At 69.3% G+C, this 13,156-nt stretch carries 15 protein-coding genes; 3 read left to right on the forward strand and 12 right to left on the reverse strand.

All coding sequences use genetic code 11. The annotated features are described in order from the left end of the window. Window positions 1-8 precede the first annotated feature (8 nt). The gene (locus STRIP9103_RS19900; RefSeq protein WP_009315360.1) at window positions 9-716 is read right to left on the reverse strand and encodes an HAD family hydrolase; all 708 of its coding nucleotides are present in this window, start codon (window positions 714-716) and stop codon (window positions 9-11) included. Window positions 717-745: 29 nt separating this feature from the next. Next, window positions 746-1,636 carry a GntR family transcriptional regulator gene (locus STRIP9103_RS19905; protein ID WP_048820609.1) on the reverse strand — a complete coding sequence of 297 codons (891 nt, stop codon included), beginning with the start codon at window positions 1,634-1,636 and terminating at the stop codon, window positions 746-748. Between the two features lie 195 nt (window positions 1,637-1,831). On the opposite strand from STRIP9103_RS19905, the gene STRIP9103_RS19910 reads away from it, so the two are divergent. Further along, window positions 1,832-2,020 (forward strand): hypothetical protein, encoded by a 189-nt coding sequence (locus STRIP9103_RS19910; RefSeq protein WP_009315372.1) that lies wholly within the window; start codon window positions 1,832-1,834, stop codon window positions 2,018-2,020. Between the two features lie 14 nt (window positions 2,021-2,034). On the opposite strand, the gene STRIP9103_RS19915 is transcribed toward STRIP9103_RS19910, so the two are convergent. The 3 genes from STRIP9103_RS19915 to STRIP9103_RS19925 all read right to left on the reverse strand — a co-directional run bounded on the left by STRIP9103_RS19915 (window position 2,035) and on the right by STRIP9103_RS19925 (window position 5,942). After that, window positions 2,035-2,877, reverse strand: a complete 843-nt coding sequence (locus STRIP9103_RS19915) for a winged helix-turn-helix domain-containing protein (protein WP_048820615.1) — start codon at window positions 2,875-2,877, stop codon at window positions 2,035-2,037. A 396-nt stretch (window positions 2,878-3,273) separates the two neighbouring features. Further along, complete coding sequence (locus tag STRIP9103_RS19920) at window positions 3,274-4,572, reverse strand: GNAT family N-acetyltransferase (RefSeq protein WP_009315387.1); 1,299 nt, start codon at window positions 4,570-4,572, stop codon at window positions 3,274-3,276. A gap of 650 nt (window positions 4,573-5,222) precedes the next feature. Next, the gene (locus STRIP9103_RS19925; RefSeq protein ID WP_234022244.1) at window positions 5,223-5,942 is read right to left on the reverse strand and encodes an RsiG family protein; all 720 of its coding nucleotides are present in this window, start codon (window positions 5,940-5,942) and stop codon (window positions 5,223-5,225) included. A 216-nt stretch (window positions 5,943-6,158) separates the two neighbouring features. Between STRIP9103_RS19925 and dtd the strand changes: the two genes are divergently transcribed. Next, entirely contained in the window at window positions 6,159-6,584 is a 426-nt protein-coding gene (gene dtd, locus STRIP9103_RS19930) for a D-aminoacyl-tRNA deacylase (RefSeq protein WP_048820616.1), read from the forward strand. 136 nt (window positions 6,585-6,720) lie between these two features. Here the strand turns inward: dtd and ygfZ are convergent, their stop codons facing one another. The 6 genes from ygfZ to STRIP9103_RS19960 form a co-directional block, all read right to left on the reverse strand. Continuing rightward, window positions 6,721-7,686: a CAF17-like 4Fe-4S cluster assembly/insertion protein YgfZ gene (gene ygfZ, locus STRIP9103_RS19935; protein ID WP_009315428.1), complete on the reverse strand. Its 966-nt coding sequence runs from the start codon at window positions 7,684-7,686 to the stop codon at window positions 6,721-6,723. A 69-nt stretch (window positions 7,687-7,755) separates the two neighbouring features. Continuing rightward, window positions 7,756-8,187 carry a Fur family transcriptional regulator gene (locus tag STRIP9103_RS19940; protein WP_009315371.1) on the reverse strand — a complete coding sequence of 144 codons (432 nt, stop codon included), beginning with the start codon at window positions 8,185-8,187 and terminating at the stop codon, window positions 7,756-7,758. 66 nt (window positions 8,188-8,253) lie between these two features. After that, on the reverse strand, window positions 8,254-8,898 hold the full coding sequence (locus tag STRIP9103_RS19945) for a restriction endonuclease subunit S (RefSeq protein WP_009315368.1): 645 nt from the start codon (window positions 8,896-8,898) through the stop codon (window positions 8,254-8,256). Then, window positions 8,895-10,511: an N-6 DNA methylase gene (locus STRIP9103_RS19950; RefSeq protein WP_009315377.1), complete on the reverse strand. Its 1,617-nt coding sequence runs from the start codon at window positions 10,509-10,511 to the stop codon at window positions 8,895-8,897. Before STRIP9103_RS19950 ends, STRIP9103_RS19945 begins: the two co-directional genes overlap by 4 nt. Next, on the reverse strand, window positions 10,504-11,151 hold the full coding sequence (locus STRIP9103_RS19955) for a hypothetical protein (protein WP_009315362.1): 648 nt from the start codon (window positions 11,149-11,151) through the stop codon (window positions 10,504-10,506). Before STRIP9103_RS19955 ends, STRIP9103_RS19950 begins: the two co-directional genes overlap by 8 nt. Window positions 11,152-11,535: 384 nt before the next feature. Then, window positions 11,536-12,111, reverse strand: coding sequence for a heme-binding beta-barrel domain-containing protein (locus tag STRIP9103_RS19960; protein WP_009315349.1), 576 nt, complete (start codon window positions 12,109-12,111; stop codon window positions 11,536-11,538). A gap of 299 nt (window positions 12,112-12,410) precedes the next feature. Here STRIP9103_RS19960 and STRIP9103_RS19970 point away from each other — a divergent pair, with 299 nt between their 5' ends. Then, complete coding sequence (locus STRIP9103_RS19970; RefSeq protein ID WP_009315375.1) at window positions 12,411-12,773, forward strand: DsrE family protein; 363 nt, start codon at window positions 12,411-12,413, stop codon at window positions 12,771-12,773. A gap of 69 nt (window positions 12,774-12,842) precedes the next feature. Here the strand turns inward: STRIP9103_RS19970 and STRIP9103_RS19975 are convergent, their stop codons facing one another. Then, entirely contained in the window at window positions 12,843-13,103 is a 261-nt protein-coding gene (locus STRIP9103_RS19975; RefSeq protein ID WP_009315406.1) for a DUF3099 domain-containing protein, read from the reverse strand. Window positions 13,104-13,156: the final 53 nt, after the last annotated feature.

A 13,156-nucleotide genomic window follows, 5' to 3' on the forward strand; every position in this document is an offset into this window, starting at 1 on the left:
ATCACGGTTCACTGCCGCGTCCTGACGATGTCCAGTACCGGCGCCAGGGTGTTCACGATGTGCCGGGGATCGACGTGTGCCTTCAGCAGTTCCTTGAGCTTTCTTTCGTTACGCGCGTAGCCCAGGAAGCCGATACCCGCTTCCCGGGCCGCCTGGAAGTCCGTCGGAGCGTCACCGATCATCAGTGCGAGCCTGGGGTCGGCGCCCATCGCGTTCAGGGCCTGGCGCAGGATGTACGGGTCCGGCTTCATGTGGTCGAGGTTCTGGGTGCGGCCGTAGATGTAGGGGAAGCAGTCGGTGAGGCCTCGGGTCTCTATGTAACGGGCGGCGGCGAGCGCGGAGTTGTTGGTCGTTATGGCGAAGCGGGCCCCGCTCGACCAGGTCCTGATGAGTACGTCGGCGTACACGGTCGGGTACGCCTTGGGAGACGCGATCAACTCCTGCTGGGTGAGCCACTCCTCCAGGTCGGCGATCAGATCACTGCTGGGATGACGGCCGGCGAGGCCGAGCAGCACGGCCTGGGGGTCCTCCGTGCCGAGTTCCTCCTCCTCCAGCAGCCCGCCCAGCCCCCGTCTCTCGATCATCTGGCGCAGCGCTTGTGCCACCTCGTGCGCCGGATGCCCCGCGAACAACCGGCAGATGGGCCCGTCCAGGTCCCACAAGACGTAGCGGACGGGAGTGATCAGATCTCGCAGGATCTCTGTCTCTGCTGTCACCGGTTCAGTCTGCGCTGTCTCTGGAGTCACTAGGAGAGTGTCAGGTCCGTGGTGATTGTTTCCCAGAGGGCGTTGAACCATTGCTGGGACTGGTCGACGAAGGCGGCGTCGCGTTGGCCCGTGTGTTTTTCGAAGGAGAACAGGAGGGACTGGGTGCCGAAGGCGTCGTACATCTCCAGGGTGGCGCCGTCCATCTGCTCCTCGCGCTTCATGAGCATGTAGTAGGCGATGAGGGCCTCCTCGCCGTTGAGGAGGTAGAGCTTCACCGGCGGGGTGAAGGGGAGGGCGCGGAAGGTCACGCGGACGTCGAGGTTGTGGGAGGTGCGCAGGGCCTCGAGGTTGTGGCGGAGGACGCGGATCTGGGCGTTGCGCTGGTCGAGCCAGCGCTTGTGGACGGGGTCCTCCTCGTCGTCCTCGCCCCGCCCCTCCACCGGGACCGGGAACGCCAGGTTGATCTTGCGCGAGGGGAGCAGGATGCGGACGTCGATGGACTCCGGGCGGATCGTTCCCTCATGGATGAGGCGCACCGGTTCGCCGAGGGCCAGCATCAGGGTCTCGGCGGTGAGGCAGGCCGCGTCGATCCGGACGTGCGGCGCCGAGAAGGCCTCCGCCAGACGGGGGCCCAGGCCCACCATCGTCGGCTGCGGCTCGTCCCGCGTGGTGTGTGCGGCCTCGGCGACCCTCGGCGGACTCCCCTTGGTCACATTGCTCAGCAGCCCGTCGTCCTGCAGGGCGCGCAGGGCCTGACGCACCGTGCCGCGCTCCACACCGAACTCCTCCGCCAGTTCGGCCTGGGTGGGCAGGCGTTCACCCGGCCTGAGCTCGCCGCTGCGGATGCGGTCCCGCAGGGTGTCGGCGATCTCCTGGGACGCGGGCTTTCTGCTGCCGTTCACTGCAACGTTCTCCTGGGTCACGACCAAACGCTACAACTCTCATCCATCTTTGGGGAGTTCACGGGAAGGTGGTTATGAGTTACAGCCAAGCGGGAACAACTTGTACTGAGTTGGTTACCAACTTGGCGAAGTTGGCGGAAGTTTTGCCTCCTCTCGCAGATTGTTGGCAAGTAGCCGCAGCCGACAACAACCGGCGCCGTCCCCTCGAAGGAGGTCCCCACCATGCCTGTCATCGCCCTTCTCTCCGCCATCGCCGTCGTCGCCTTCCAGAAGGTGATCGAGTGGCAGTACGGCACGATGGGAATCGTCGGCCTGCTGTTCCTCTCGATCGGGCTGAAGGCGCGCAACCACACATGCAGCTCCATCGGAGCCGTCATCCTCGCACTGGTGTTCGCCGGGCCGACCCTGTGAGGGAGTGACAGCCGTCAGCTCGTGAGCTGCAGCTCCGAGCTGATGGTGTCCCACAGGGCGTTGAACCACAGATGCGACTGCTCGACGAAGGTCGTGTCCCGCGGGGCCGCCGTCGGGCCCTGTTCGAAGGCGAACAGCATGGACTGGGTGCCCTCGGCGTCGTACATCTCCAGCTGTTCGCTGTCCACTTCGGCCTCCTTCCGCTGCACGGTGTAGTACGCGAACAGCGCCTCGGAGCCGTTGAGGAGGTACAGCTTCACGGGTGGCGTGAACGGCAGTGCGCGGAAGCTGACATGGACATCGACACCGTGCGTGGACCGTAAGGCCAGCAGGTTGTGCTTGAGAACCTGCCCCTGGGCGTTGCGCTGTGCCAGCCAGCGGCGCTGCAGCCGGCCGTCGACCGAGGCGTCGACCGGGGCCGGGAAGGCGAGCGGGATGTCGCGGCTGGGCAGCAGGACCCGGACGTCGACTCTGGCCGGTTTTATGCGCCCCGCGTGAATCTCGCGCAACGACTCACCCACGGCGAGCGTGAGGGACACGGCCGTCAGACAGAGGGCGTCGATCTCGACGTGCGGGGCGGCGAAGGCCGCGGATACGCGTGGCGCGAGTTCCACCATCGTCGGCCGCGGCGGCGCTCCCGGGCCGCCGATCGAGGCCGCGCCCAGACGTGAGGCCACAGTCGCCGGGCTTCCCTTGGAAACGTTGGTGAGCAGGTGCTCCGACTGCAGGATGCGCAGTGCCTGGCGTACGGCCCCGCGCTCCACCCCGAACTCGTCGGCGAGCTTGGCCTGCGTGGGCATGCGCTGTCCCGGTCGCAGCTCGCCGGATCTGATCCGGCCGCGCAACACGTCGGCCACCTCGTGATGTGACCTCTGGGGCCGCTGTGACGACTTCCGCCGATCGACGGCCGTGCGTTCCCGCTCCACGAACAAACACTACAACTTCGCGCCATCTTCCGGCAGTTCGTGGGTAGGTGGTTATGAGACGACTCCAAGTGGAGATAAGTTAGTTGGAGTTGGTAGCCAACTTTCACAACATGGTCACACTTTCAGGTGGTTGGTGACTCTGGCAACTGCCACACAGACCGACCGTTCGACCTCCCTTCCGGAGGGGAGCCGGGAGTTCGACCGGTCCGCACAGTCACAACTGAATGGTTCAGCCACAACTGAATGCGCAGCCACAACCACAACTGAATAGCTACGGATACGCACACACCATGGAAAGGTCCCAGGTACCAGGTTCCAGAAAAGTTCTCAGAAGAGGTCCGGGCACCAAGGGCGCCTGGACGTCCGCAGCAGGGCGTCGGCGACAGAGGCGGCGCCCTTCCGCTGTTCCCGCACCCGGCCGAGCGCGGCGAGCCGTACCGCCGACTCGTCGCCCAGCCACAGCGTGGCCAGGTCCGCGACCTCCAGCGTGAGGTCGGCGTCCTCGCTCGTCGGCACACAACTCGCGCCGTCCGGGCCGGCGTCCAGCCGGTAGCGCCCACCGGCATAGCCGTCCGGGTCGACGACATCCCACACGAGCGTCCCGGTCCCGGCGTACGACCGGGCCTCCAGCGCCCGTACGACGTCCAGGATCCGCACCCACAGCCAGTCCGCCTGCGCGGTGACGCGGGCGGCGCGCGGGTCGGGGAAGAAGTGCGGGAGGAGGTCGTCGGGGGCCCGCGAGCCCGTCTTGACCTTGGTGATCCAGTCGATCGAGCAGAGGTACTGCCACAGGGCGCGTTCGGCGGCCGGGGTGGTCGCGATCAGCCAGTTGACGTCGGCCGTGTTGTGCGGCTGCATGCCGGACCAGTTGTCGTCCGACTCGTACGAGACGATCCCCTCGACCTCGTCGGCCGCTGAACGGTACACCGCGTAGAACGGCTCGGTCCACGACGAACCCAGGCGCAGGTCACCCGTGTTGATCCGCCACCAGCGCTCGTCGCGGCTGACCGCGCCGGGCTGCGCGAGGCGGAGCCGCTCGTGGAGTTCGGGGCCGATCCGGCGTACGTCCGCGCCGTCGACGAGGTCGATACGGCCGCCGTCCGCCGGGCCCGACCAGCGGGGGTCCAGGCCGGTGCGGGGGACGTCGATGGTCCACTCGGTGATCCAGGTGGCGGAGCCGAAGCCGTAGCGGCCGTAGATCGGGTACTCGGCGGCGATCAGGGTGGCGACGACGTCGCCGCGGTCCTTCGCGGCGGTGAGGTCCTCGGCCATCATCCGGGTGAGGATGCCGCGGCGGCGGTGGGTGGGGCTGACGGTGACGTTCGAGATGGCGTCGGCGGGGACGGTGCGGCCACCGACCGCGGTCAGCTCCTGGGCGAAGGAGCGGAACGTCGCCACGACGGGGGTTCCCCGGTCTCCGCTCGCGCGCAGTCGGGAGTGGGGGACGTCGTCGTCGAACGCGGCGAGGGTGCGGGACGGGACGATGTGCGACGAGCGGTCCTTCAGCTCCTGCTCCGTCAGCGGCTCCCAGGCGCGGAGGAAGCCAGTGTTCACTGCGCGGATCCAGGACGGGATCTCTTCCTCGGTGATGGCGCGTACGGCGATGGCGGCCTGGGGAGAGCTCATGGGTTCACGCTAGGGCCCGCCCGGCCGGCCTGTCGCGGGGTTTTCCTCGCCCCCGCCGCCCCTACCCGACCCTCCCCCAGGGGTTGCACCCCTTCAACCCCGCCCACCACGAGGCTCCGCCCGGGACCCCGCCCAGGGGCGCTGCGCCCCGGACCCCGCCCAGGGGCACTGGCTTCGCCCCGGGGCCCCGTCCAGGGGTGCTGCGCCCCCTGGGACCCCGCCGGAGCTTCACGGACACGCCGGTTTTCAAGGGTGCCGCACCTATTGGGGCTGGCCGGTCTTCAGGGGTGCCGCGCCCTCTGGGGCCCGGCCGGTCTTCAGGGGTGCTGCACTTCCTGGGGCTGGCCGGCTTTCAGGCGTGCTGCGCCTCCCGGGGCCCGACCGGTCTTCAGGCGTGCTGCGCCTCCCGGGGCCCGACCGGTCTTCAGGGATGCCGCAACCTCCTGGGCCCCGGCCGGCCCTGCGGGGGGGGCCGGGGCTCGCAAACGGGGGCGAGGCCCCCTGGAGGAGCGCTGGGCTGTGTTGATCGCGGGTTCGCCGCGTGAGGGCGAGCGGACACCGGCAAGCCGCAGCCGCCCGGCGACCGCTCACACCGGGCTTCGGTCCTGTGGCGGAAGCCGGGCGGTGAAGGCGTCGGCGTTCGGGTGGTCTCAGGTGAGGAGGTCGTCCACCTGGGCCTCGCCCTCGCGGTAGCGGCGGGCGATTTCGGCGCTGCAGTCGTCGGCGGTGCGTTGGAGGCGTTGGCGGCGGCCCGAGACCTGCTGTTCGTAGCGGACGAGACGGGCGAGGCCGGCGCCGAGTTCTTCGTCGGTACGCGCCTCCAGGTCGGAGAGTTCGACCTCGGCGAGCATCTCGGCGGCCAGCCGGCGGTATTCCTCCCCGTGCGGCGTCCCCACGGTGACGTGCCGCGCCGACGAACGCTGGCGGGCGGGGGCATCGGTCAGGATCTCCGAGAGGCGGTCGACCAGCGCCGTCGTCTCCTCCGGCGCCGAGCCGCGCGAACCGTCCGAACCGTCCGAACCGCCCGAGTCGTTCGTGGACTCCGCCGCGCCGACCCGCCGCGCCAGTTCCGCCCTCAGGATGTCGATACGGCCCTGGAGCAGCCGCCGTACATAGCTGAGGTCCGTCTCGTCCTGCTGGGCCTCCCGGCGCAGGGTACGCAGCTCCGGCAGCCGCAGCCGGGACAGGTCCTGCTCGGCCGGGTCCGTCGGCGGCAGCGGGACACTGTCCGTGCGCTGCACCGGTGGCCGGCACGCGCCGCCCCCGATGCCCGCCGCACCCGGGATACCCGCCACGCCGGGGGTACCCGCCGCGCCCGCGACACCTGCCGTGCCCGAACCCGCCGTACCCGCCATGCTCGATGTGCTCATGCGCCTCAACCGTCCCCTCGACCGGTGTGTGTGAGCATGGTGCCACTCCGAGTGGCCGCTATGTGACCGAGTCGCCGCGATCCACCCCAGATGGTCGGTAATGGATCAATGAGAAAGTCCGGGCAAAGCGCTCTTCAAACTCCCGTGATCACAAACCCCCCGTAAGGAGGACCCCCTCAGGTACCGCTGATGGACGACGGCGGCATGATGGTCGGCATGCGTGCGGTGGTGCAGAGGGTCGACGGTGCGAGCGTCGTCGTGGACGGTGAGACGGTCGGGGCGATCGAGGGGGAGGGGTTGTGCGTCCTGGTCGGGGTGACGCACGACGACACCAAGGAGAAGGCGGCGCAACTGGCGCGGAAGCTGTGGTCGTTGCGGATGCTGCACGACGAGAAGTCGTGCAGTGATGTGGATGCGCCGTTGCTGGTGATCAGCCAGTTCACGTTGTACGGGGATGCGCGGAAGGGGCGGCGGCCCACGTGGAACGCCGCGGCGCCCGGGGATGTCGCCGAGCCGTTGGTGGAGGAGGTTGTCGCGCGGCTTCGGGCGTTGGGGGCGACGGTGGCGACGGGGCGGTTCGGTGCCCGGATGCGGGTGTCGCTGACGAACGACGGGCCGTTCACGGTGCTGCTGGAGATGTGAGGCACCCGGGGGCTGCTGCGGGCCAGGGGGGAGGGACGCAACCCGGCGCATACGTGCCGCTGCGCCCCTCCCTCATCACCCCAGCGGCACGATTACCCGCAGCCAAGACGGCAACGCCCCCGCCGACCACCCGTGTCTACGGCTCGACCACGACCTCCTGGGCCGCTGCCGTCGTGTCGGCCAGCAGCCTTGCCTCCAGCGGTACGTTGCGCTTGACGAGGGCCAGGGCGACCGGGCCCAGTTCGTGGTGGCGTACCGACGTCGTGATGAAGCCGATCTTGCGGCCGTCGGGGCCCTCGTCGGCCACGCGGAGGTCCGTGCCGTGGGGCGGGAGGTGGACCTCGCTGCCGTCGAGGTGGAGGAAGACGAGGCGGCGCGGGGGCTTGCCCAGGTTCTGGACGCGGGCGACCGTCTCCTGGCCGCGGTAGCAGCCCTTCTGGAGATGGACCGCGCTGCCGATCCAGCCCAGCTCGTGCGGGATGGTGCGATGGTCGGTCTCGAAGCCGAGACGGGGGCGGTGGTGCTCGACGCGCAGCGCCTCGTACGCCAGCAGTCCGGCCGCGGGGCCCGCCTTCTCGGCGTACGACTCCAGCTCCGTACGCGGGAGGAAGAGATCACGGCCGTACGGTGTCTCGCGGACGACGACGCCCTCCGGGACCTCGGTGATCGAACCGGCGGGGAGATGCACGACCGCGAACTCGGCGGTCCTGTCGGCCACTTCCACCCGGTAGAAGAACTTCATCGACTCCAGGTACGCGAGCAGCGCGTCCTGCGTGCCGGGCTCGACGTGGGCCCAGACGGTCGTGCCGTCGTCGACCAGGTACAGGGCGTGCTCGATGTGGCCGTTGGCGGAGAGGATCAGGGCCTCGGTGGCCTGGCCGGTCGGGAGTTCGCTGACGTGCTGGGTGAGCAGCAGGTGCAGCCAGCTGAGCCGGTCCTCGCCGGAGACGGTGACGACGCCCCGGTGGGAGAGGTCGACGAATCCGGTGCCGTCGGCGAGGGCGCGCTGTTCGCGGAACAGGTCGCCGTAGTGGGCGGCGACACCTTCGTCCACGCCCTCGGCGGGAACGGCGCCGGGCAGGGACAGCAGTGGGCTCTTCATACGGATAAGCCTACGACTCGGTAGTTGAAGTCTTACGGAAGCCTTACGAAGCCGGCATCCGCAGCCGCCTTACGGGGCTGCGGCTTTGCGGGTGCAGTTCTGGCACCGGCCGAAGATCGCGAAGTGCTTCAGATCCGTGTCGAAGCCGAAGGTCTCGCGCAGCTTGGCCGTGAACGCCGCCGCGACGTCCACGTCCGCCTCGATGACGTCCTCGCAGTCGCGGCACACCAGGTGGATGTGGTGGTGCCGGTCGGCGAGGTGGTACGTCGGCGCCCCGTGTCCGAGGTGGGCGTGGCTGACCAGGCCCAGCTCCTCCAGGAGCTCCAACGTCCGGTACACGGTCGAAATGTTGACCCCCGACGCCGTCTTCCTCACTTCCACGAGGATGTCGTCGGGGGTCGCGTGCTCCAGGGTGTCCACGGCTTCGAGGACAAGCTGGCGCTGCGGCGTCAGCCGATAACCGCGCTGCCTGAGGTCGCTCTTCCAGTCGGTGCCTACCACGGCGTCCAGTCTAGGGCGCCACCGCCGCACGGACGTCACCGTCCGAGGCTGTTCCCCGCACGGACGTCACCGTCCGGGGGACAGCTCACCCGTCATCAGCAGGTCGGCGAGCAGAGCACGGTACTCACCGGTCGCCCGCGCGATCTCCGTGTGGACGCGGACTTTCTCGTCGAGGGCGGCGAGGGTCTCGCCGATGTCCCTCTGTTCGCCGGGCGGGGGGAGGAGTACGGGAAGCTCGCCCATGTCACGGAGGCTGATCGAAGGGATCGTCGCACCGGCCGAGCGCCTCTTGATCCACCGCTGAGCGGCACCCGCGCTCAAGTACCCGGTGAGATACGCCGCCAGGGACAGGTCGGCCCGGGGGGCGTCGAGCCGAAGCCGGATCATCTGGGTGTACAGCCACCCGTGGTGCTCCCCGGTCACCAGGGCGCACCGGCCGACCGTGCCTGTACGGGTGACCAGCAGGTCCCCTTCCGCCAGCCGGAACCGGTCCAGGGAGCCTGCCCTGACCGGGTCCAGGAAGACGCGCTCCACCTGCGCGATCCGCTGTTGGGACAGATCCCTGGGCAGGACGATCGGCACGCCGTCACCCGCACCCATGCGCTCCTCCGACCGGATGTGCGGTCCCACCTGCAACGAGCACAGCTCCTTGAGGACAAGGCGCCGCCACCCCGCGGGCAGGGGCGCCCGGCCCTCGCTGGCGTCGCTCACAGTCCGTACCTCCTCAACCGTTCCTCCACGGCGCTGTCGGCGGCCCTCGCCCGTGCGCTCAGTCTGCCGAGTTCCTTCGACAGCCGCGCCAGCCGGTCCCTCGCGGTGGTCGCGTCCCTGTCCGCGGCTTCCATCGGCGCGTCGCCGTGCACGAGGAGGGGCGGATCCATCCGGTAGTCGAGCGCCACGATCTCCTCGGGCCGCACCGCCCTGCTGAGTCCCGGAATGCCCGCGTGGTCCCGTCCGCTGTCCCTGGCCTCGTGCCAGGACGCGTAGGCCCGGACCAGCCGGTCCACGTCGTCGTCCGACAGCGAACGGCGATAGCGCGATGCCATGTGCCCGAGTCCCGCGCCATCCACGAAGAGCACCTGCTCCGCGCGCCCGCGAGGGGGGCGCAGGAACCAGATCTGGGTCTGGATGCGAGTGCGTTCGAAAAGCTGTGACGGCAGCGCCATCACGCAGTCGAGGGCGCCGTTCTCCAGCAGGTAGGCCCGGACATGGCGTTCCGCACCGCCCTGGAAACTGGCCCCGGACGGCATCAGAACAGCGGCCCTGCCGCCGGGGGCGAGCCGGGAGAGCACGTACTGAAGCCAGTCGAACTGCGGCGAGTGCGTCCTGGCGTAGTGCCAGGGCTCCCGGGGTTTCTCCTCCCCCACCACGATGACGTTCCCGCCCCCGAACGGCGGGTTGGTGAGCACCGCGTCGAACATCCCCGGCGGATCCGGGGGGTCCCCCTCGGGTCTCACCGGGCCGGGCGCGAGGCGCGGTCGCCGCCCACCGTGCAGCAGGACGTTCATCCGCGCGAGCCGCAGCGCCGCTTTCCGCGGCTCTCGGCCGGTGATCTCCTCCGGTGCGTCGCCGCCTCGCTCGGCGATCGCGTCCAGGTACGCGCACAGGAGTTCCCCGCTCCGGCAGAAGGGGTCGTACAACCGCCGCGCCGGAGGGCCCTGAGCGGCCAGGGACCGGGCCATGACACGGCTCACCGACGGTGGTGTGAAGAACTCGTCGGCCGCCCGCGCGTCCGCGTCCCTCAGGAGCGAGAGGAGACGGTCGAAGGCCTGCCGACTCTCGTCACGGGACGCGGGCGGATTACGGTCCAGGAACCGGATGACGTCGGCCAGCGACAGCCGGTCGTACTCCACCGGCAGGTCCAGGTCCGGGTCCACCAGGGCGACCGCCGGGTCCTCGACGTAGCGGGCCCATCGTTTGTCCTCGTGACTCTGGAAGAAGACCAGGGACAGCAGCAGATTCAGATAGTCGGGCATGCGCAGCCGCCCCGCGAACCTGGCGGCGTCCCGCCCGGCCAGCTGCTCGACGGCCGACAGCAGGCTGCCCGACCGGTTTCCGCGCAGACCGGCCCGGAATCGGTCACCGTACGTCGTCCCCGCGGGCTCGCCCGGCTGGAGGGCGTTGGCCGGAATCGTACGGCCGGACAACCACGTCAGGACATCCCCGGCGCGGAACGCCTCCGGCTCCGGGCCCCCGCTCTCCGGGGCGACGGGCGTCGGGAAGTCCGTGTGCCGTCGCTCCCAGTTGGTGACGGCGGGGCGCTTCACCCCCGCCATCCGGGCGATGTCGGAACGCGAGACGAGCCTCTCGCCGAAGTCAGTCACCGGGGTCCTCCCTGCTCGCGAGCACCGACGGGAAGCGGTCCAGCGCCCGCACCTCCTTGGCCAGGTCCGCGCCCAGCGCGTCCAGCACCCGGTAGATGCTTGCATGGTCGGCGGCGAGGTTCTCCATGTCGTGGATGGGCTTATGGTGCATGACGCGGTTGCGCAGGCAGACCACGGCCCACAGGTCGTCGTACAGGTCGTCGCGACGGCCGGCGCGCGGGAACGCCTTGTGCAGGGTGGGCACCCACAGGCTCCGGACGTAGCCCCTCGCGAGCAGGTTGGCCCAGAAGCCGAAGGTCAGCTCCGTGACCACGTCGTCCGCGGTGACCCGGCGCCTCCCGTCCAGCCGCTCATGGCACTTGTCGCGCGCCTTGGCGACCAGTCGCCGTCCGTGTCTGTCGAGCGGCGCCACCGTCCACCAGTCGGGCCGGCCGTAGGCGCGGACCAAACTGTCGTGCAGGGCGTTGCGCACGGCGAGTTCGACGCACTGCAGCGGGGCGTACAGAGCGGCCGACGCGTCGACGTTCCACCAGTACAGCCGCATCGCGGCCTGCGGGTCTCCCCCGGTCGCGCGCAGACAGCTCTTCAGGCGCGGCTTGGAGAAGGCGCGCCTCATCCACTCGGGCATCCTGTCGACCACTGTTTCCCCCTCCTTTTGGGCATACGGATGCCCGGGACTGTGACTCCTCACGGAAATGACTGACTGTGCTACAGTGGGCAGCGAACGTTCTGGGCCGCCTCTGCTTGCATGCCACCCAGGGCACGGCTTGTCGGAACCCCGACCGCAGTCCAAGTGCGGTCGGGGTTCCGTGCGTTGGTTCAACGATAGCCGGTAGCAGCCACGTGAGGCAAGCGCATTGCGATGCACTCGAATCTGTTAACCCCACCGGGGATGTGAAACAGGGCCCCGTGGACGAACCACGAGGCCCTGCCCGCCGTCGACGCATGACGGCCGCGACGCGCTCCTCTGCTTGACGCTTCCGCCTACTCGCAGAGCGGAACCGTCTACTTGAGGAAGAACTGTCTACTTGAAGAACGCGATGCCGTCGTCCGGCATGTCGTCCGGGAGGGCCTTGGCCCAGCGCTCGACGTCCTCGGCGGTGACGACCTTCTTGAGGTGGGCGGACATGTAGGGGCGCAGCTCGACCTCGGGGGTCTGCTTCTCGCCGACCCACATGAGGTCGCTGTTCACATAGCCGTAGAGCCGCTTGCCGCCGCTGTAGGGGCCCGAGGCAGCCGTCCGTGCGACCGCGTCCGTGACCAGGTCGATCTGGGGCTTCTGCTTGGCCAGCTCGCCGTACCAGACCTCCACGACGCCGTCGTCACGGGTCATGACGATCTCGACCTTGCGGTCGGCGTCGACGCGCCAGAAGCCGGACTCGGTCTCCAGCGGGCGGACCTTGTTGCCGTCGTTGTCCAGCACCCAGGTGCGGGAGTGGTACTCCAGGAAGTCCCGGCCGTCGTGGGAGAAGGTGACCTCCTGGCCGAAGTTGCACTTCTCCGAGCCGGGGAAGTCGTGGACGCCCGCGCCGGCCCAGTTGCCGAGCAGGAAGGCGAGCGGGACGAGGTCCTTGTGGAGGTCGGACGGGATCTCGATCATCAGACGTGGTTCCTGGAGTGGTTCCTGGACGGGGTGATCAGCGCTGGCCCTGGTACAGCTTCTTCACGGCCAGCCCGGTGAACGCGAGAACGCCGACGCAGACCAGGACCAGCAGGGCTTCGAAGAAGATCTCCACGGGGTGCTCCTCGGATGAGCGGAGGGTCGGTACACAGACAGGGCCGGACCCCAGCTTACGCGGCCGGGCACCGGGCCGTTCCGCCAGGCTCCGGGTTCCGACGTCCCCCGTTCTGACTCCCACCATTCTGACTCCCCCCATTCCGACGACCTACCATTCGGGCATGGCGAAGAAGCTCGTGATCAAGGTGACGGCGGGGGCCGATGCTCCGGAGCGGTGCTCGCAGGCGTTCACGGTGGCGGCGGTCGCCGTGGCCAGTGGGGTCGAGGTGTCGCTGTGGCTGACCGGGGAGTCCGCCTGGTTCGCGCTGCCGGGGCGGGCCGCCGAGTTCGAGCTGCCGCACGCCGCGCCGCTGCCCGATCTGATCGACTCGGTCCTCGCGGGCGGTCGGCTGACCCTGTGCACGCAGTGCGCCGCCCGCCGGGACATCACCGAGCAGGACGTCATCAAGGGCGTACGGATCGCCGGTGCGCAGGTGTTCGTACAGGAGGCGTTGGCGGACGACACGCAGGCGCTCGTCTACTGACGTACTGACGGCGGCAACCCACTGCTGACGACGGCCCATCGCTGACGGCAACCCACTGCTGACGACGGCCTACTGTCGGCGCTTCTTGCCGTCCAGCTCGTCCCACCACTCGTCGGACTTGGGGTCGCCGGAGGGGTCGTCCCACCAGCGGTCCTCGGGGCCGCGTCGGTTGGCGATCATCGCGGCGAGCGGCGGGATGACCATGGCGACCACACACATGCCGACCGCGACCGGTACCGACCAGAGGCGTACGACGCCCCAGGCCAGGACGAAGAGGCCGATGCACGTGCCCATCATGGCGAAGTAGACGTGCCGCCGACGTGCGTACATACATCCAGCGTAGGTCGCGGCACGGGTCGGCGAGGGTCGCAGACGGACCGGAG

Source organism: Streptomyces ipomoeae 91-03 (genome assembly GCF_000317595.1).
GTDB classification, from domain to species: Bacteria; Actinomycetota; Actinomycetes; order Streptomycetales; family Streptomycetaceae; genus Streptomyces; species Streptomyces ipomoeae.